Genomic DNA, 17,923 nt, shown 5'->3' on the forward strand with positions numbered 1-17,923 from the left:
CACTCGGTGGAAACGCCTCCACCGGATTGTAAGATCTTTCAGATGCCTGTTGGCTTTTCGATGATTCCCTGAAAGGAGCGCCGGTGACTGCACGCGCTTCTTTCCGAATGCTCCGTACGGGGGTCATTGGCTCAGTCGTCTTGGGTTTGGCCGCCGGTGGTCACTCGGCCGGCGGCGGGGTCCTTCCCGAGCCTGCCATCTTGACGGCGTTGTGCGCCCTCACAATGGTCCCGGTGGCCGTCCTTACCCAGTTCCGGCTATCCTGGCCGGCGTTGATCGGGCTACTGGGCGCCGGGCAGTTGTGGCTTCACTGGTCCTTCAATGCGTTTTCTGCCTCGCTTGGCCCTGCGGATTCGGCGACGCCGGTACTCACCGGGCACGCTGCCCACTCTGCAGCCTCCTCCATCGGGGCCCTGCCCACCATCATGCCCGCTCACAACGCTGGCGACGGCGGCCTCCTCATGGTGGCTGCCCACGTTCTGGCCACGCTCGGGACAGCACTGGTGCTGGCCCGAGGCGAAGAATCCTTGTGGGCCGTGGCCGCATGGCTCCGCCCACTCATCCGGCTGCCACGCCCGGCACCCCTCAGGACACCCCAAGTCGCGCATCCGTTCCTTGCACCGCCGGTTCCGCTCCGCAGCCGCCTGGGCCTTCGGTTGCCCTCCCGGCGGGGGCCGCCGTCAGTGCTGCACGCCGCCTGAGCCGCTTCTCACTGTGGAGAAGGTCCGCCGCGGCAACGCTCTGCAACAGCGCATTGATTCAACATCACTTTTCCTTACCCTTTACTCCTTGTGAAAGGCACATCCCTGCCATGAAAAACTCCATCCGACGCACCATCAAGACCACCTCGGCAGCCGTCATGGCTGCCGGCCTGTTGGCCTTCGGCGTCTCCGCCGCGTCAGCCCACGTCAAGGTGGATCCTGACGATCCCGCCGCTGGCGGGTACACGCACCTGACCTTCAACGTCCCGAACGAATCCGCCAAGGCCAAAACCAGCAAGATCCAGGTATCGCTCCCCACCGATACGCCGTTCAACTCGGTGTCGGTTAAGCCCATCGACGGCTGGAAGGCCAGCCTCGTCACCACCACCCTGCCCAAGCCGGTCACAGTATCCGGAACTACCCTGACCAAGGCTGTCACTTCGGTGGTCTGGACTGCTGACAAGGCGCACGAGATTGGTGTGAACGAGTACCAGTCCTTCTCCCTTTCCGTTGGGGTCCTGCCGGCCGAGGGCACCACCATCACGCTTCCGGCAACCCAGACTTACACTGACGGCACCGTGGTGAAGTGGGACCAGAAGGCCGTTGACGGCCAGCCCGAACCGCAGCACCCCGCGCCGTCGTTCGTCACCACCGCAAAGGACGGCGCGACGTCGGCGTCCACCACGGCCGCTTCGGCGTCCACGTCGGAGAACGGCGGCCGCACCGCGGGATGGGTTGGATTTGGCGCCGGCCTGCTCGGCCTTATCGCTGGCGTGATCGCGCTCATCCGTACCCGTCCGGCCAGCAAGCGAAGCCGTAACAACGCCGGCACGGATGCTGAAACCGTAGATGCCGGCAACCAGACGGTGAGCTCAGAGAACCCGGAGCACGCCGCCAAGTAACGGTAGCCAGCGAGTTAAACATCTGTGACCAGCTGGAAGGCTGGTCACAGATGTTTAACTCGCTTTTTGGTGTCAGGACTGGGGAACTTACATGTCCGCGAGCGCCCCGCCAGGGTTTTCTATCGCGTCCGCAACGTACCTCAGGAAGCCCGCGGCCGTTTCGCCGTCGCACACCCGGTGATCGAACGCGAGGGTCAGTTCGGTGACCTTGCGGACGGCAAGTTGGCCGTTTACTACCCAGGGCTTGTCGATGATGCGGCCCACGCCGAGCATGGCGACTTCGGGGTAGTTGATGATGGCGGCTGAGCCGTCTACGCCGAACACCCCGTAGTTGTTCAGCGTGAAGGTGCCCGAGCCCAGTTCGGTGGGCGTCGCTTTGCCTTCACGTGCGACGGCGGTCAGGCGGCGGATCTCCGCGTCCAGTTCGCGGGCACTGAGCGTGTGCGCGTTACGGACGGACGGGACCACGAGTCCCCGATCTGTTTGGGCTGCAAAACCCAGGTTGATTCCGTCGAATCCAACAATTTCCTGGCACCCGTCTCCCAATGTCTCAAAACGTGTGTTGAGCGCCGGGTACTTTTTTAACCCAGCCGTGACAAATCGAGCAATGAAGGCCAGTAGGCCGGGAGTGTCCTGCGGAGCGCGCTTCTTGAGTTCGGCGCGCATCTCGAGCAGCGCGGTGGCATCGACGTCCACCCACACTGTTGCCTCAGGGATTTCGGAGCGGCTGCGGGTCATGTTGGCCGCAACGGCTTTCCGAACACCGCGAACAGCCGTTCGGGAAGAAACGGCCAAGCCTGTGCGTCCGTCCAGCGAACCCTCGGCAGCTACTTGAGCCGCAACGGCAGGTACGGTCGGAGCAGCGACTGGAGCCTCCGGCGTGGAGATCGCAGCTTCCACGTCCCGACGCATGATCAGTCCGCTGGCACCGGAACCATTGATGGCATCCAGCGACACACCGTGGTCCCGTGCCATCTTCCGCACCAGCGGTGAGATCACGGCACTGAGCTTTCCCGGGACTCGTGTCCGGGACACCAACGGTTCAGCGGGTTCGGTCACTGCAGGTTCAGGCGCACGGTCCGCGACGGCGATGCTCCCCTTCCGCGGGCGGGTCCGGCCGCCGGTTGCTCCCCCGGGGGTGCCATAGCCGATGAGCACGTTGCCGGAGCCGGCCTTTTCCTCGGTCCGGTATGTCTCCGCTGCAGCGTCAGCGGCGGGTGTTACCTCGACTCCCGTGGACACAGCGGACGGTCCGTCAGAAGAGGCCGCGGGAGTGACCGGAGCCGAGGCGGCACCCACCCGGGCAATCGAGATCAGCGGCTTGCCGACGTCGAGCGTTTCACCGGCCGCTCCGTGGAGCTCGGCCACGGTGCCGGCATAAGGTGAGGGCACCTCAACCATGGACTTGGCGGTCTCTACTTCGGCGATGGGCTGGTCCACGCGGACCTCATCGCCCACAGCGACGAGCCAGTTCACCAGCTCCGCCTCCGTGAGGCCTTCTCCCAAGTCCGGCAGCCGGAATACCTGCATGTCTGAGCTCATGGTTAGTCCTCCCACTGGAGATCGTCGACGGCGTCGAGAATGCGATCGACGCTTGGCAGGTAGTAGTGCTCCAGCTTGGGAGAGGGGAACGGAACATCGAAGCCGGTCACCCGGAGGATCGGGGCGGCGAGGTAGTGGAACGCCCGCTCCTGGACCCGTGCCACGATCTCCGAGGACACGGACGCGAACCCGTGCGCTTCGGCGATGACGACGGCGCGGCCGGTCTTCCGCACGGACGCGCAGACGGTCTCGTCGTCGAAGGGGACGAGGGTCCGGACGTCGATAACTTCCAGCGAACGCCCCTCTTCGGCGGCGGCAGCGGCTGCGGCGAGGGCCGTGGGGACCGAGGGACCGTAGGCGATCAACGTCGCATCAGTGCCGGGACGTGCGACGGCGGCACGGCCCTCGGTGGAGGTGCCGGCGTCGTGCTCTGCGCGCAGGGCACCCAAGTCCACCTGGTCCTTGGACCAGTACAGCTTTTTGGGTTCCATGAACATGACGGGATCATCGGAGTCGATGGCTTCGCGGAGCATCCGGTAACCGTCGGCCACGGTGGCCGGCGTGTAGACCTTCAGGCCGGCAGTGTGTGCGTAGTAGGACTCGGAGGAGTCGCAGTGGTGCTCCACTCCCCCGATGCCGCCCGCGTAGGGGACGCGGATGACCATGGGCATTTTGAGGGCACCCTTGGTGCGGTTATGCATCTTGGCCACGTGGCTGACGATCTGCTCGAAGGCCGGGTAGGCGAAAGCATCGAACTGCATCTCGATGACGGGGCGCATGCCGTTGATGGCCATGCCCACTGCCATGCCCACGATGCCGGATTCCGCCAGCGGGGTGTCAAAACAGCGCTGTTCCCCGAACTCGGCCATCAGTCCGTCGGTGATGCGGAAGACTCCGCCGAGCAGGCCGACGTCTTCACCGAAAACGAGGACGGATGGGTCTGCCCGCATTGCGTCGGCCATGGCGGTGTTGAGCGCTTTGGCCATGGTGAGGCTCTGCGGTCCCGTTGCCTCGGCAGTTGCTGCCGCGGATGCTGCCGCGCTGGCCGTGGCCGCGCTGACGTTTGCCGTAGTGGTGCCGGTGGCAGTTGTGGTGACGGTCATTTTGCGCTCTCCGTTCCGGAGTTATCGGTGTTACCGGCGCTTTCAGCGCGGGCGAGTTCGCCGGCGAGCATGTCGGACTGTTCTTTCAGCTGAGGGGTGGGCTTGGAGAAGACGTATTTGAAGAGGTCCAGTGGCTGGACCGGGACGTCCTCGCCAAGGCCTTCACGGAGCTGCGTAGCAACTGATTCTGCGTGTTCGGTGATCCGTTCCGATGCGGCGTCGTCCAGCAGGCCTTTGTCGGTGAGGTACGCCTTCATGCGTGTCAGCGGGTCCTTGGCCTGCCATTCGGCCACTTCGCTGTCGGGACGGTAGCGAGTGGCGTCGTCGGCGTTGGTGTGGGCCTGCATGCGGTACGTGTGGGCTTCGATCAACAGTGGGCCGGAGCCTTCCCGTGCCAGTTTCACGGCCCGGTCCATAACGGCCATCAGGGCCACCAGGTCGTTGCCGTCCACGCGCTCTCCGGCCATCCCGTAGCCCACAGCCTTGTGGGCAAGCGACGGCGCCACGGACTGGTGGCTCAGCGGAACTGAGATGGCGTACTTGTTGTTTTGCACGAAGAAAATGACGGGAAGGCGGAAGACGGCGGCAAAGTTGAGTGCCTCGTGGAAGTCACCTTCGCTGGTGGCGCCGTCGCCACACATGGCCATCACCACGGTGTCTTCGCCGCGTAGCTTCGCAGCATGCGCCACCCCGACGGCGTGCAGCAGCTGGGTGGTCAACGGCGTGCACTGGATGCCGACGTTGTACTTCTTGGGGTCGTAACCACCGTGCCAATCCCCACGGAAGATGGTCATGGCTTCGACCGGGTCCACGCCGCGGGTCATGACGGCGACGGCGTCGCGGTAGGTGGGGAACAGCCAGTCACCCTCTTGGAGGCACATGGCAGCGGCGACTTGGCAGGCTTCCTGCCCATGGCTGGACGGGTAGACGGCCATCCGGCCCTGCCGGACCAGCGCCGAGTTCTGGTCGTTTACGCGACGCCCGACGACGAGCCTCTCGTAGGCGGCCATCAGTTCAGAGTCGCCGGGTGTGGGGTACTCGTGGCCAGGTTCGGTGCCCTGCTCATCTTTGGAACGGAGGGTGCCATCCGGGTTCACCATCTGGATCTGGTGCCGGGCGGGAAGCATGTAATCCTCAACGCTGATGCCAAACTTTGCCCGCACGTCACCAGCTTGGTCCCCTGCTACCGTCTCCGGCGCAGAGTGATCTGCGTGGATCGTCATTGGTCCATCCTTCTCTAGCCACTATGTGCTTCCAGTATGTTCCTTGGGGATGTTTCGTATCCAGCTCTCGGCAGAATCATGGAAAGGCTTGGAATATTTGGCTATTCTGAAAGACGAATTGTGTTTGTGAGCTGGGTAACGCGCCTGAGCTGTAGACGAATTGGAGGCAGCCATGAGTGAGGCCGAAGCAGAGCAGGGCGCAGTACCACTGGACACGGTGGATCGGGACATCATCCGGGAGCTAACCGCTGACGGACGCATGTCCATCACCCAGGTTGCTGAAAACGTCCACATCAGCCGGGCCCACGCCTATACGCGCATTGCCCGGCTCACCGGCGAAGGTGTGCTCACCAAGTTCACCGCGCTGGTGGATCCCATCAAAGCCGGGCTGCGGTCCTCGGCCTACGTGACGTTGAAAGTCCAGCAGCACTCTTGGCGGGAACTCAAAGAACAGCTCCGGGCCATCCCGGAGATCCACCACATCGCGCTGGTAGGTGGCGACTTCGACGTCATCCTCCTGGTCCGCGCCACGGACAATATTCACCTTCGCCGCGTGATATTCGACCAATTGCAGTCCATGGACGGGGTTCTGGATACCCAGACGTTCCTTGTTTTTGAGGATGTTGACACTCGGTAGCGGCAAGCGGGCAGTCACAAGCTGGAGGCAAACCCACATTCAGGAACCTTAGACTGGCCCCATGCCCATCAACACCGCCTCCTCCGCGCGTGGGCTCAGCATCGCAGCAGTATGCATCTTCCTGGTGCCTGTGCTCTGGCTGATCGCGTCAATCCAGTTCTTCTACAACCCTCCCCAGGCCCCTCCGCACCACACCGACGCGATCGTGGTGCTCGGCGGCCTCAGCAGGGAACGCCTGCCGGCCGCCCAGCAGCTCCAAAGCCAACTTGCCATCCCCGTCTTGGTTGTCTCCACCACGGGCCTTTCAGGAAACGCTGATAGCGACGAACTCTGTAACGATGAGCAAGGCCAGCCCGGCTTGATTTGTTTCCGTCCGCAGCCGCTCAATACTAGGGGCGAAGCCGATGCCTTGGCTGCGCTGATCAAGGAACATGGCTGGAAATCGATCACCGTTGTCACCTCTGACTATCACGTCATCCGCGCCGGGACCCTGATCCGGCAGTGCACCGCCGTCGAGGTCCAAATGGTTGGTTCTGAACCCGATCTCTCCCCGGCCGCGTGGCTGGACAGGTTCGTAGTGGAAACCGGCGGGTTGTTGGACACGTGGGTGCGGCCGGAGTGCTCTACTCAGTCAGGCTGACCAGGCCCGGAGGCTCTCGGCCCATGTGACTTATCCAGTAAAGATATGCCGTTGAGCTGACACACTAAATTCACTTTTAGCACTTCGATTTCGGCTGTGTTTTACGCGTGAAGATATCAGTCAAAGTATTGAGTTTTACGCCGCCACGGCGCCATCCTTTCCCCATAGGTCCAAGGTCTCACCCTACGAGCCCAAGGATCCCCCGTGGCAAAGTTAAAGGTAGAGACGCCCTCCCGCACCACTAACCCTGCCCCACACATCACCGCCACCCTTTTGGCCGTGTTCGCACTGCTGGTCAGCATCCTGACTGCGCTCCCTGCCCAGGCCGCAGGCGCACCGCCCGTCTATCCAATTAGCGGCTATTTCATCTATGGCAGCACCAACGATGCCACTAACATGTCCAAATTGACGGATATAAAGTCAGTAGGCGGGGACACCATCATTACGTTCGGATCGCTTTTGAAGCCGGCCACCCTAGCCTCAGTCCCCGCGTCCTGCACCATCGGGGGCGTCAACTGCGCCGCAGCGGCCACGTCCGGCGTCAAAGTGAATCGGTACTTCACGTACTCAGACGGGAACTCCTGGGGCGCGCCGGCGCTAATCTGCCCTCGCGACAAGACGGTCACGAGTGGGAACACCGTTTACACAATCCTCGTATTCCCAACACTGGGCACAACCTGCACATCTTCCAACGGCCTGTACGACGTTGTCGTCATCAACGGCGGAACCACTTCCATCTCAGTCTCTGTGGCCAAGGCGGCAACAACACTTGGTATGAAGTACTACACGGGCATGCCTGCACCTGTGAAGAGAACGGACATCACCTATCTCGTTGATCTCTCGTACCAGTCAACACTCACCGCATTCACTAACCGCTTTCTCCAGTACGAAGGCAAAGTCAACAACGTTCCCGGGCTAGCGGGGTTCTACCACCACACTGAGATGCCACTCAGTGACAGCCCCATCTGGGCACCGGTCCTCGACGTCTACAAGCTCCAGAACGCGGCGATAAGGAAATACATGCCTACGCGTGCCGCCGTCATAAGTCCGTATCTGGACACTCGGATAGCTTCCGCAGCGAACATCACGCCGGATGAGGCTGGCCGGGCGATTGCCGACATTGCAGCCACAGCCAACGGAGTTTCACTGGCTATTGCCGTACAGGATGGGATGGGGACTGGGAAAACCGGAGCCTTCTTCGGCAATGAAAGCGGTAGTAGCGTGGACCAGTACGCAGCGTCCGTAGTTGGCAGCGGCTCATGGGGAAGCAAGTATCTGGCACCCAACCGGGATTATTTTGCCGCGATGGCTGACGGCGTCGACGGAACCGGGACGCAGCTGTGGGCAAACTTGGAAGGCATGGCGCCAGCGACCTCGCAGAACCCCTGTGACACCAGCCTTCGGGGCCAGACGACCAAGCCGCGTGTTGACAGGCAACTCCAGCAACTCGGCAACAGCCCCACGAAGATCATCTCTTTCATGTGGGACCCGTATTACACGTGTACGGGAACGTTCACACCCATGTTCCAGCGAATGAAGACTGCAAGCGCCACTCCGGTCATCACGGACTCAATCTTCTATGGAAACGGGGATGTTCTCGTCACGGGGGAGAATTTGAGCGGAGGCACCGTTCAGGTGAGGTGGACAGACGTCAATGGCCAAACCTTTAACAAGACAGTTCCAGCAACAAGCTACAACCCGAATTACGGCACGCAGCAAGGCATAAATCCTCGGATTGAATCTGTGATGGCATCGCTTGGCAACACATCGCTGGGATCCGGTAAGTACTACCTGATCGACGTACTCAACGGTGCAGGCATGAAAAACGACGCACCTTATTCAGATCAAGGCTGAGCAGGCCGGGTAAAGCACCCCATCCCCTCCTCCAGGATCGTGAGGGTGGTTGCAACCGTTCCTCAGTGTAAGAATTGATTGGTCGACGCGTCATGGACGGAACTGAGGAGCGAACGGGTGGCGAATCTTATGGGGCGACCTACCACCCTCTTGCCATCTCCACGGCACATGCGGAGACACCGCTTCCTAGGACGCGGGACCCCGGGCTCACTTGGGCGGAGTGCGGTAACCTTTCGGCAGAAACGCAGGGTCGCCCTGGCCCTGGTGGCTCTCATTTCCCTCAGCATCCCCCTCCTCCTGCTGAGCCTGATATTGGCCGGCTAGTCAATTCCTAACGTCACATGGATTAATCACCTCGATTGACTGTGCGATAGCATCGGCTGGTCAGCCATTGCTATTGGGGGAATCCATGCCCAGCGTCATGCCAATTTTCGGTACCCGTCCGGAAGCCATCAAAATGGCTCCCATCGTCATTGCTCTCCAGCAGTCAGACGACTTCGATTGCGTCGTCACTGTAACCGGCCAGCACCGTGAGATGCTCGATCAAGTCAACGATCTTTTTGGAATCGTCCCAGACCATGATCTAAACATCCTCCAACAGCGCCAGTCGCTGTCGGCAATAATGACGCGAACAATCGATGGCCTGGACAAGCTTTTTACCATCAACAAACCGGACGCAGTCATCGTCCAAGGAGACACCACCACCTCCACTGCAGGCGCTATTGCAGCGTTTTACCACGGCATCCCTGTTGTTCATGTGGAAGCGGGCCTTCGCAGTGGCGATCTGTTCTCCCCTTTTCCGGAAGAGGCAAACAGGAAGATCACCAGCCAGATCGCTAGCCTCCACTTGGCGCCAACCAGCACAAGCAAAGCAAACCTCCTAGCCGAAGGAATTGCTGAGGAAGACATTGTCGTCAGCGGAAACACCGTGATTGATGCTCTCCTCACCACCGTTGACAAGAATGTTCCCTTCTCTGACTCTCGTTTAGAGGAGTTGGCCGCATCCGGGCGGAGGATTCTGTTGGTGACGACTCACCGTCGTGAAAACCAAGGGGACGCCATGCGCGGGGTTGGCCGTGCCCTCGCCCGGATCGCCGAAAATGAACCCGATCTGCTCGTCGTCCTGCCCGTTCACAAAAACCCTGCCGTTCGCGAAGCGGTCCTGCCTGCCATCGAAGACAAAGCGAACGTGATCGTCACCGAGCCTCTTGCCTACGGTGAGTTCACCCGCATGTTGTCGCTGGCGCACGTTGTACTGACGGATTCTGGCGGCGTCCAAGAGGAAGCTCCCAGCTTGGGCAAGCCGGTTCTGGTCATGCGAGAAAACACCGAGCGGCCCGAAGCGGTCTTTGCAGGCACAGTCGCGTTGATCGGGACGGATGAAGAAAGAATCGTTAAAGAGGTTGACCGCCTTCTTAATCAGCCGGATGCTTTCGACGCGATGGCCAACGCTGTTAATCCATATGGCGATGGCAGGGCAGCGGCACGAACAGTTGCCGCCGTTGCAGAACTACTGGGTGTCGGCAATCGAATCGCCGATTTCTCTTCATAGGCAACCGCACACGAGTTAGAGCGAGTAAATAATGGCACGAATCTATGTTTACGGTAGTTGCGTATCTCGTGACTCCTTTGATTTTCTCGACAAGACTAAGCATTCGCTGATCGGATATACCGCACGACAGTCGCTGATCAGCGCAACCGGCCTTCCATACGTTGCAGAAGCCAACTCAGGCGCCTTGGAGAGCCGCTTCCAGATCCGCAACTTGCAGGGGGATTTCGACGGCAGTATCTTCACCACGCTTCGAGACGTGTCAGCTCAGTCCGATTACATTTTCTGGGATCTCACCGACGAGCGTCTCGGGGTGATTCGGGTTGCCGAAAACAGCTACATTACGCGTTCAGTTGAACTAATCCAAAGCGGACTCCTCGATGGCCTTGGTGACTCGGAGTGGATCAAATTTGGATCTGAGGAGCATTTCCGCCTGTGGGAAAGTGCCGTCATCACGTTTGCCAAGTACTTGGAAACGAACGCGCTAACCTCAAAGATCGTTCTGTTCAACGTCCCGTGGTCCATGTATGACAACGAGGGACGCCCTCTGCAAAAGTCGTGGAACATGATGCCTGATGAAGCCAATAACCTACTGGCCAGGTACGTCGCCATTGTAAGGCAATACATGAACGTGCCATGCATCGAGATTCCCTGGGAGCAGGCGCTCTCAGATCGGAAGCACAAGTGGAGCCTCGCTCCCTATCACTATCAAGATTCTGTTTATGAGTCCGTGGCTAAACAATTTGCTGAGATAGAAGAGGCGGTGGCTCTTGGAGCCTCGGCGCAGAAAAACCTTGATGAGGCCACGAGCGTGGCTTCTGGCAACTCGTGGCATGACTCAGTTCTCAGTCCCCAAGGATTCACCGTCTCTCCGGAAGTAAGATCATTTGGCTTACAGTTCGACGCTAGATGTCATGTCTCATCCGGCCGGCGGCTGCTCTTATCGCTCCAGTTAGAGGGAGCGGAGGACCTTCAACTCTCTAAACAGCGCCTCACGAAATCGGTCATTCCAAACATCGGCCACTTTCGTTACGTCGATGTCGACGCCGGGGAGCGGACGTACTTCGCCGGTTTCGAACTTCCCGAGGGTGTTTCGTGTACCTCCATCAAGGTCATGGGATGGCAGGTTGCAAAGGGGCAGGTCGACATCGGCAGAGTGAGCATGTTCTCGCGGATAGCCGCCAGCGAGCCCCTCGAGACGCTCATCTAAGCGACACGAAAGCACTCGGGATCGTCTTTCTTGCCATAACGCAGGGTGAGCCGATGGCCCTCAGACGCTGTAGGGGCCATCGGCTCATCTTTTGCCTTTCACCTGGTCTGTGAGTATCCCAAGATTTGAAGTTCTTTCGGAATTACAGTCCCAGCTGCGCTTTGGGATCTAACGCGTTTCGCGGCAGCAGCCGACTTCCTGCGGAACAGACGTGCCGATCCAGCCAATCGACTCAAGGCAGCGGCAATCTCGGCCGCGTTTTCCGGCTCAACTAGCTCTCCACATGATTCGTCCGCGAATTCAGGGATCGCAGCCACACGCGTCGTCACCGGCACAAGACCCGACGCCATAGCCTCATCCCTGGACACACCTTGGGTGTCCATGCGGGATGGGCAAAGGAAGACACCATATTCTTGGTGCATTTTCGCAATCTGCTCTTGGCTCAGGAAGCGCTTATCAAGGATGACATTTGGAAAGATCTTTAATGGCTCAGTGAGCTCATCAAAAAGCGGACCGTCCCCAACGAGGCGGAACTCCATTTCGGGAAATATCGGCAATTCGGACAGCAGCAAGATGGCTTCGACGGAGAGATCATTTGCATAGACGGAAGACGCGTATGGCCTTATGGAAAGAACCTTTAGACGCTGATTAGGATGTTTCTTTCGATATGCGAATCGCTCGGTATCAATCGGATTATGAATGACTTCATGTGTGACCTCGGATGCCGCTACTTCAAGGTCTTCAAAGGCAGTCATCGCCAGCCACTCAGAAACGAAGACGATCGAAACCTTTGATGTTGCCTCGCTGAAAATTCGACGCCAGAGGGCGATTCGCTGCTGACTTGCTTCCTTTGCCTTCCGGACTTCATCATCCGTTTGATACAAGAACCCGCGCCGCGACCACTTTTGAATATCAGCGCCGTGCGCCCATATCGCAATACGTGGCTGCTGCGGAAGATCACGGATGGCGTCCCACATCGCTTCGTTAATGAAGTGAAGCGAAATCGACTGGTGATCTCTTTCTTCGAGTAAAATCCGGAGTGCCCCACTTGAACCAGTAATGACATTGACGCCGTCGAATTCCCTAAAGCTCAACGACGAATTCTCCGCCAATACGAATACTTCGGTTGGCACACCAGCATCGATGTAGCGACGGACCCTGCTGTGCACGAATGCGTTTTTGTACAGGTCGTCATACGACGGGTATCTGTTCGTCAGTACCAAGTTCTTGGCACGTGCTGCTATGAACGCGGGTTCAACGTTCTTGTGCTCCCATAATATTCTGCGAAGAATTGTTGCACCTGATGAGTAGATTCGAACCCCGACCTTCACGGCCACCACGTTTTCTGGGACGTGAAGCGTGTGATTCTGGTTCGGCGCCCGAACCAGGCCGTCAACGCGATCGTTCTCCTGCCCGTAATAGATGATGGCAATCTGAAGATTCAGCCCTGGGTCAACTTCAACATGGAGGTCCAACCTGCCGTCAGACGATATTTTGTCCAAAGAGATAAGATCAGTGGCATACAAGTAGTCATGCACGCCATCAGCCAAAGTGGATTCGAACGCCCAGCCATCACCGCCGATGGAAGTGCTCACGCCGGGACGGGCGCGCGTTACGAACAACTCAGCCAGTTCAGCACCAGTCATGGCCCGATCGCTGGACTGGACGAAGTCGGACGCCTCAATTCGGTCCGCTCTGCGAGCCAATTCGCTGAATGGAAGGCCCTCGTCCAGAAAGCTACTGGACACAGACGCTCGGGCGGAGTCAGACAAATTCCTGCCGTCCCGACAGTAGTCGAAGGCCTCAAGGTTGAGCATCGAACTGTGCTCGTAGCTGGAATGAAGGGCGTTCGCCAACCACTCACCGAGTGGTCTCTGCAGAATGTCAGACTCGAGCACAAGGCTTGCCCTCACCGGCAAAGCACCCGCGGATGTGTAGGCGGTAGCAGACCCATCGAGACGGACGCCATCCCGGCGAGTCATAAAATGAGTAGCCTTGCCTACAACCGCGGCCGACGAGTAGCGCTGAGCAAGCGCCATATCGAGGAGGTAATTTTCCCCGTAATAGTCAGTAGGCACCATGACGGCCACCAAGCTGCTCGACGCAACCAAATTCTTCGGCGTAAGTTCGGCAACGGTCGAAAGAGGTTCAACTGTTTCCATGCCGTCGGAGCCCGCAAAACGTGTTTCGGAATCGGCATAGAGGTGCAGCACTACGTTGACCCCTACCTGGCGCGCTACAGCGGATCTAACAGCCGCAACATCGGCAGGATTTGCCACGAGACTGAAGACCTCAATAGTTGGCTCCGCCACCGTCCCGGATCGATTTTCAACAGTCGCCATGACATGCTCCAGCCTGTGGCTGTAGGTGTGCTCTCGCATAACCTTCCGCAGGCCCGCAAGTCGACGCCGGCGATCATGCAGCTTATCCTTGTACGTTGCCAGTTCGCTGACAACAACCGCCCCACTATCGGCCACCACAGGAATGCTGCCGAACATGAGCTGGAGACCGCGAGAGTAGTTGCTTACCACGGTAGTGTTGGATGCCAGAAGCTCAAAAACGCGTCGGGCGAACATTGACTGCGATTCCTTCACCGAATTTAGGTTAATAGCATAACTATAGCCCTTATATGCTAAGTCTATCTCCGCACTATTGAGAGTCCCTACTATATACCCTTGGTATTCTTCCGGGAACATATACTGTTCGTCAGTTTTTCCAAAGTTTCGGTCGAATATTTCCAAAGGTGCGAAGTCTGGAATGTGCTCCATGAACGATTCGAGATCACGCGTCCGGTCCGGGTATCGTCGATAGTATGCCCCAGCAAAGCAGAAAGCAGGTTCTCGATCAAAGATCTCGAGAGGGTTGTGGAGCGCCGGCTGGCAGGCAAAAGGAAGGAAATGGACTCGGTCATGGCCTAGGTCACCCTTGTATCTCTGGATGCAGTCAATATCTGTGGTAAACACATGATCCACCAACTTAGCAGTATTCAAGAAGGTCGAGTAATGAACCGGGTCTTCCTTATTCCATAACACGACAGGAACACCAAAGAGTTGAGCCCAAGCAATGATTTCTCGCACCTCATTGGCAGTCTGCGCCACCTTGTTGCCCCACTCATTGTCCTTACCACGCCAGGCAGACTCTAGGAATACCAAGGATGGTTTAAAGGAGCGAAGTTCCTCAATGTAGTTAGCTACACTGAGTTCCAGCAGATCACATTCCGGGGCGAACGATTGGACAGTGAAGTCATCCATGATCGCTGCCACTCGCAATCGTGACTTGCGTTGATCCGCTGTAAGTTGCAAGGTTGCCGTGGCAGTTCCGGGCAGCCGTCGCGCTGCCCTTAATTCCGCGGCCCTATTGCGGGGAACCTGGGACACGTCCAAGGACAAGTCGGCGGATGCCGATGGCCCAAAGGTCGTTTCGGGCACAACTGCTCCTTGAATGACCTGCCGGCGGCGCTGCTCGGTAGCTAGCGCGCTGAGTGCAACCGGAAGCCTTAACATCAGGGTCGGCGACTTAACCGACTCCCTGAGGGTCTGACCAAGGCGGTAAGTGACGCTTGCTCTGAGTGCCTTCGTTTTTAGCTCAGCAGCTTCTAGCTGCGACTCAGCTTCGTCGAGTGCGGCCTGAAGTCGCGCTACTTGTTGCTCAAGTGCGTTCGACCGTCCCTCAAGGTCGCTGGTTTTCTCCTTGGTTGCATTCAACTGGCCGGTTGCAAGATCGAGGGCGTCCTGCCAGTTCTTCTCATCGGCCCTAGAGTCCGCGAGGGACCTCTCGAGCCGTGAAACCAAACCACGTTCGACGGTGACACGGCGATTGGCCTCTCTTGCCCTCGCGTCTGCCTCGCTGAGCGCCGCATTTGCGTCCGCAAGTTGTGCTGATGTCTCCTCCAAGCGGGCCGTCACGGCCTCCAACCCGGTCTCAGAATCCGCAAGTTTGGAGGCCACGTCCTGAAGCCGGGAAGCAGTTTCGGCTTCCTGATTAACCGCAGCGAATGCCTTGGCCCAAGCAAGATTCGCCTTGCGGCGCATTCGTTGTAAGCGCTTTCCTGACAACTCAAGCCTAGACTCGAGCCCCTGCCGTTCCTCGAACCACTGCCGGGACTGGTCGGCGTTACGCGCCCCCAGTTCGAGACTCAGGGCATTTGATTGTGCAGTCAGCCTCTCCAGAGATCTGACTCGATTGCGTTCCGACTCTAGGCTTCGGCGCACTTCGCTCAGGATGACAGAATGGGCCTTGGCACTTTCTGTCAGCTTGTCGGTCGCTTTAGCGCTGGCGTCCAGCTTCGCTCGGAGCTCCCGGTACTGCCTTTCGGCGGCCTCTGCACGACGATCTGCCTCCGATGACCGCCTGTCGGAATCCACCACGCGGTTCTTGAGCTGCTCCACCAGTTCTGCCTGGCCAGCATGTGATTCAGAGGCAATACGCAGCTGTTCAGTCAGCGGCGCAATCTTGGCAGTGGCACCCCTATATTTGAGATTGGCTTCGGTAAGACTTTTCCGCAGCCGGCTTATGAGCTCTTGGTCATAATAGGTAGCGGCAACTTGCTGCTTAACTATCTGCTCGAAACGGTCCCTACCGTCAGGTGAACCCGTCGACCCGAAGTGGTGGGTGGGGGTCGCATTGAACGTTGATAGATACCCGTAGCCCAATGATGCGAGCCAACTGTGGATTCTTTCGAAGTCCGAACGCGTCTGGCATTCGACGTAGAGTTCTGGGCGATCATGCTCGATAAGCATGCGCGCACCGTTCAACACGTCAAGTTCCATACCCTCGACATCGATCTTGATGGCACGGATCCGCTTCGGGAAGGTTAAATCATCCAGTCGGACAATTCGTGCTGCATCATCACCGGAAGCAACTCGTTGAAGTCGCTGAGCCCCCCTGTTGTTCTCAGCCGTCTGCACTAACTGACCAAATCCGTCTGCGTCACCGACGCCGACATCGTGGACAGTGACCAGATGCTCGACTCCGTTCAACGAAAGGCTTTTCCGAATTGTCGAGCAAAGCTCCGAATCCGGTTCAAATGCGTGCACTTCTGCGCCAGCGACACAGCTCAGGTACAGGGTGTGGTTACCGCAGTTCGCTCCGATATCGAGCACAAGATCACCGGGGGAAAGCAGGCCTGCGATGTCTATCAACATCGCTTCCTCATACGGCCGGAGAGTGGTTGCTATGGTCTTTTGTATATAGTCCTGCTCCGCATCCGGAAGATCCAGGCGATATGTGGTCCCACCGGCGGTGATCTCGATTGGTTTCACAGCTACCGGATACCAACCTCTAGTGCGAGAAGATCCAAGGAACCTCGTGTGTCAATCACGTATTTTCCCTCGAACTCAGCTGCAGGCAACGCCTTGAACTCATCATGGTCCACCAGCAGGACCACAACTTGGGACCGCTCGACAGCGTCTTCTGAAAGGTGAACGTTCGTCAGAGCAGACAAGCTCTTGGGCAACTCACCGATGTGCGGTTCCGAGACGTTGATCCTGCGGCCACCGAGCTCGGCCGCCAATGTCTCAGTGATTGCTATGGCCGGTGATTCGCGGAGGTCGTCAATGTTGGCCTTGAAAGCTAAACCAAGTAGCCCTACTTCCGCATCAGCTGGCAGGCCTTCGAGCGCATGGAGTACTTTGTCCACGACCCATCTGGGCTTGGCATCGTTAACTTCCCGCGCGGTGCGGATCAGACGCGCTTCTTCGGGCGCCGCAGCGACAATGAACCACGGATCGACTGCGATGCAGTGGCCACCGACCCCTGGCCCCGGCTGCAAGATATTCACTCGGGGGTGGTGGTTCGCCAGCCGGATGAGCTCCCACACATCGATGCCCAACTTGTCACTGATCACGGACAATTCATTCGCGAAGGCGATATTAACATCTCGATATGAGTTCTCGACAAGCTTTGCCATTTCGGCGGTGACAGCATCCGTGGTGAGGATTTCACCTTGACAAAATACACCGTAAAGGTCTTTGGCAGCTTCAGCCGCAGCCATCGTTATTCCGCCAACGATCCGATCATTCGTTACCAGCTCAATCATGACTCGACCTGGCAGCACTCTCTCGGGGCAGTGCGCGACCAAGATCGCAGCCCGTCCGTCAGAGTCGTCCAAGCTCAGGTCCGGACGAAGGTCCAAGATGTACCGTGCCAGATGCTCCGTTGCACCCGGCGGGGAGGTCGACTCCAGAATCACGAGTTCCCCTCCCTTGAGCTGGGGGGCGATGCCTCGCGCTGCCGCTTCAATGTAGCTCAAATCCGCCGAATGATCGTCCCTAAAAGGCGTCGGCACGGCCACAATGTAGGCCTCCGCTGACGGCGTGCTAGTCACAGCCCTGAGCTTGCCTTGGCTGACGGCGCCCGCCACGTGAACGCCGAGGTCCGGCTCGACGAATGGAACCTCTCCTCGATTGACAGCGTCGACAGTTTTTTGATTGACATCGACGCCAACCACATCTAAACCATTCGTTGCCAAAATCGCGGCGGTCGGAAGACCGATGTATCCAAGGCCTATTACGGCAACTCGATTAATATTACTCAATTTAATGCTCCCCATATTTTTCATTTT

The 17,923-nt window shown here is 58.5% G+C and carries 12 protein-coding genes; 7 read left to right on the top strand and 5 right to left on the bottom strand.

The window, feature by feature from the left end:
• The first annotated feature begins 83 nt into the window (after positions 1-83).
• Positions 84-701: a hypothetical protein gene (locus QRN04_RS07960; protein WP_284975477.1), complete on the top strand. Its 618-nt coding sequence runs from the start codon at positions 84-86 to the stop codon at positions 699-701.
• 110 nt (positions 702-811) lie between these two features.
• On the top strand, positions 812-1,603 hold the full coding sequence (locus QRN04_RS07965; protein WP_284975478.1) for a YcnI family copper-binding membrane protein: 792 nt from the start codon (positions 812-814) through the stop codon (positions 1,601-1,603).
• Between the two features lie 87 nt (positions 1,604-1,690).
• Here QRN04_RS07965 and QRN04_RS07970 read toward each other — a convergent pair whose 3' ends face one another.
• From QRN04_RS07970 to pdhA, 3 genes are read right to left on the bottom strand one after another with little or no spacing between them, the layout of a single operon-like run.
• On the bottom strand, positions 1,691-3,145 hold the full coding sequence (locus QRN04_RS07970) for a dihydrolipoamide acetyltransferase family protein (RefSeq protein ID WP_284975479.1): 1,455 nt from the start codon (positions 3,143-3,145) through the stop codon (positions 1,691-1,693).
• Between the two features lie 2 nt (positions 3,146-3,147).
• A complete protein-coding gene (locus QRN04_RS07975; protein WP_284975480.1) occupies positions 3,148-4,248 on the bottom strand; it encodes an alpha-ketoacid dehydrogenase subunit beta in 1,101 nt (366 codons plus the stop codon).
• Positions 4,245-5,471 carry a pyruvate dehydrogenase (acetyl-transferring) E1 component subunit alpha gene (gene pdhA / locus QRN04_RS07980; protein WP_284975481.1) on the bottom strand — a complete coding sequence of 409 codons (1,227 nt, stop codon included), beginning with the start codon at positions 5,469-5,471 and terminating at the stop codon, positions 4,245-4,247. The genes QRN04_RS07975 and pdhA overlap by 4 nt, the downstream gene beginning before the upstream one ends.
• Positions 5,472-5,643: 172 nt before the next feature.
• On the opposite strand from pdhA, the gene QRN04_RS07985 reads away from it, so the two are divergent.
• From QRN04_RS07985 to QRN04_RS08005, 5 genes are all read left to right on the top strand, one after another.
• Positions 5,644-6,108 carry an Lrp/AsnC family transcriptional regulator gene (locus QRN04_RS07985; protein ID WP_284975482.1) on the top strand — a complete coding sequence of 155 codons (465 nt, stop codon included), beginning with the start codon at positions 5,644-5,646 and terminating at the stop codon, positions 6,106-6,108.
• A gap of 61 nt (positions 6,109-6,169) precedes the next feature.
• Positions 6,170-6,748 (top strand): YdcF family protein, encoded by a 579-nt coding sequence (locus QRN04_RS07990; RefSeq protein WP_284975483.1) that lies wholly within the window; start codon positions 6,170-6,172, stop codon positions 6,746-6,748.
• 204 nt (positions 6,749-6,952) lie between these two features.
• Positions 6,953-8,602, top strand: coding sequence for a hypothetical protein (locus QRN04_RS07995; RefSeq protein ID WP_284975484.1), 1,650 nt, complete (start codon positions 6,953-6,955; stop codon positions 8,600-8,602).
• A gap of 409 nt (positions 8,603-9,011) precedes the next feature.
• Positions 9,012-10,154: a non-hydrolyzing UDP-N-acetylglucosamine 2-epimerase gene (gene wecB / locus QRN04_RS08000; RefSeq protein ID WP_284975485.1), complete on the top strand. Its 1,143-nt coding sequence runs from the start codon at positions 9,012-9,014 to the stop codon at positions 10,152-10,154.
• Between the two features lie 31 nt (positions 10,155-10,185).
• The gene (locus QRN04_RS08005) at positions 10,186-11,361 is read left to right on the top strand and encodes a DUF6270 domain-containing protein (protein ID WP_284975486.1); all 1,176 of its coding nucleotides are present in this window, start codon (positions 10,186-10,188) and stop codon (positions 11,359-11,361) included.
• A 98-nt stretch (positions 11,362-11,459) separates the two neighbouring features.
• Here QRN04_RS08005 and QRN04_RS08010 read toward each other — a convergent pair whose 3' ends face one another.
• Positions 11,460-16,622 carry an FkbM family methyltransferase gene (locus QRN04_RS08010; protein WP_284975487.1) on the bottom strand — a complete coding sequence of 1,721 codons (5,163 nt, stop codon included), beginning with the start codon at positions 16,620-16,622 and terminating at the stop codon, positions 11,460-11,462.
• A gap of 2 nt (positions 16,623-16,624) precedes the next feature.
• The gene (gene wecC / locus QRN04_RS08015; RefSeq protein ID WP_284975488.1) at positions 16,625-17,911 is read right to left on the bottom strand and encodes a UDP-N-acetyl-D-mannosamine dehydrogenase; all 1,287 of its coding nucleotides are present in this window, start codon (positions 17,909-17,911) and stop codon (positions 16,625-16,627) included.
• Positions 17,912-17,923: the final 12 nt, after the last annotated feature.

Origin of the sequence: Arthrobacter sp. efr-133-TYG-104 (assembly GCF_030208915.1) — a bacterium.
Classification (GTDB): Bacteria; Actinomycetota; Actinomycetes; order Actinomycetales; family Micrococcaceae; genus Arthrobacter.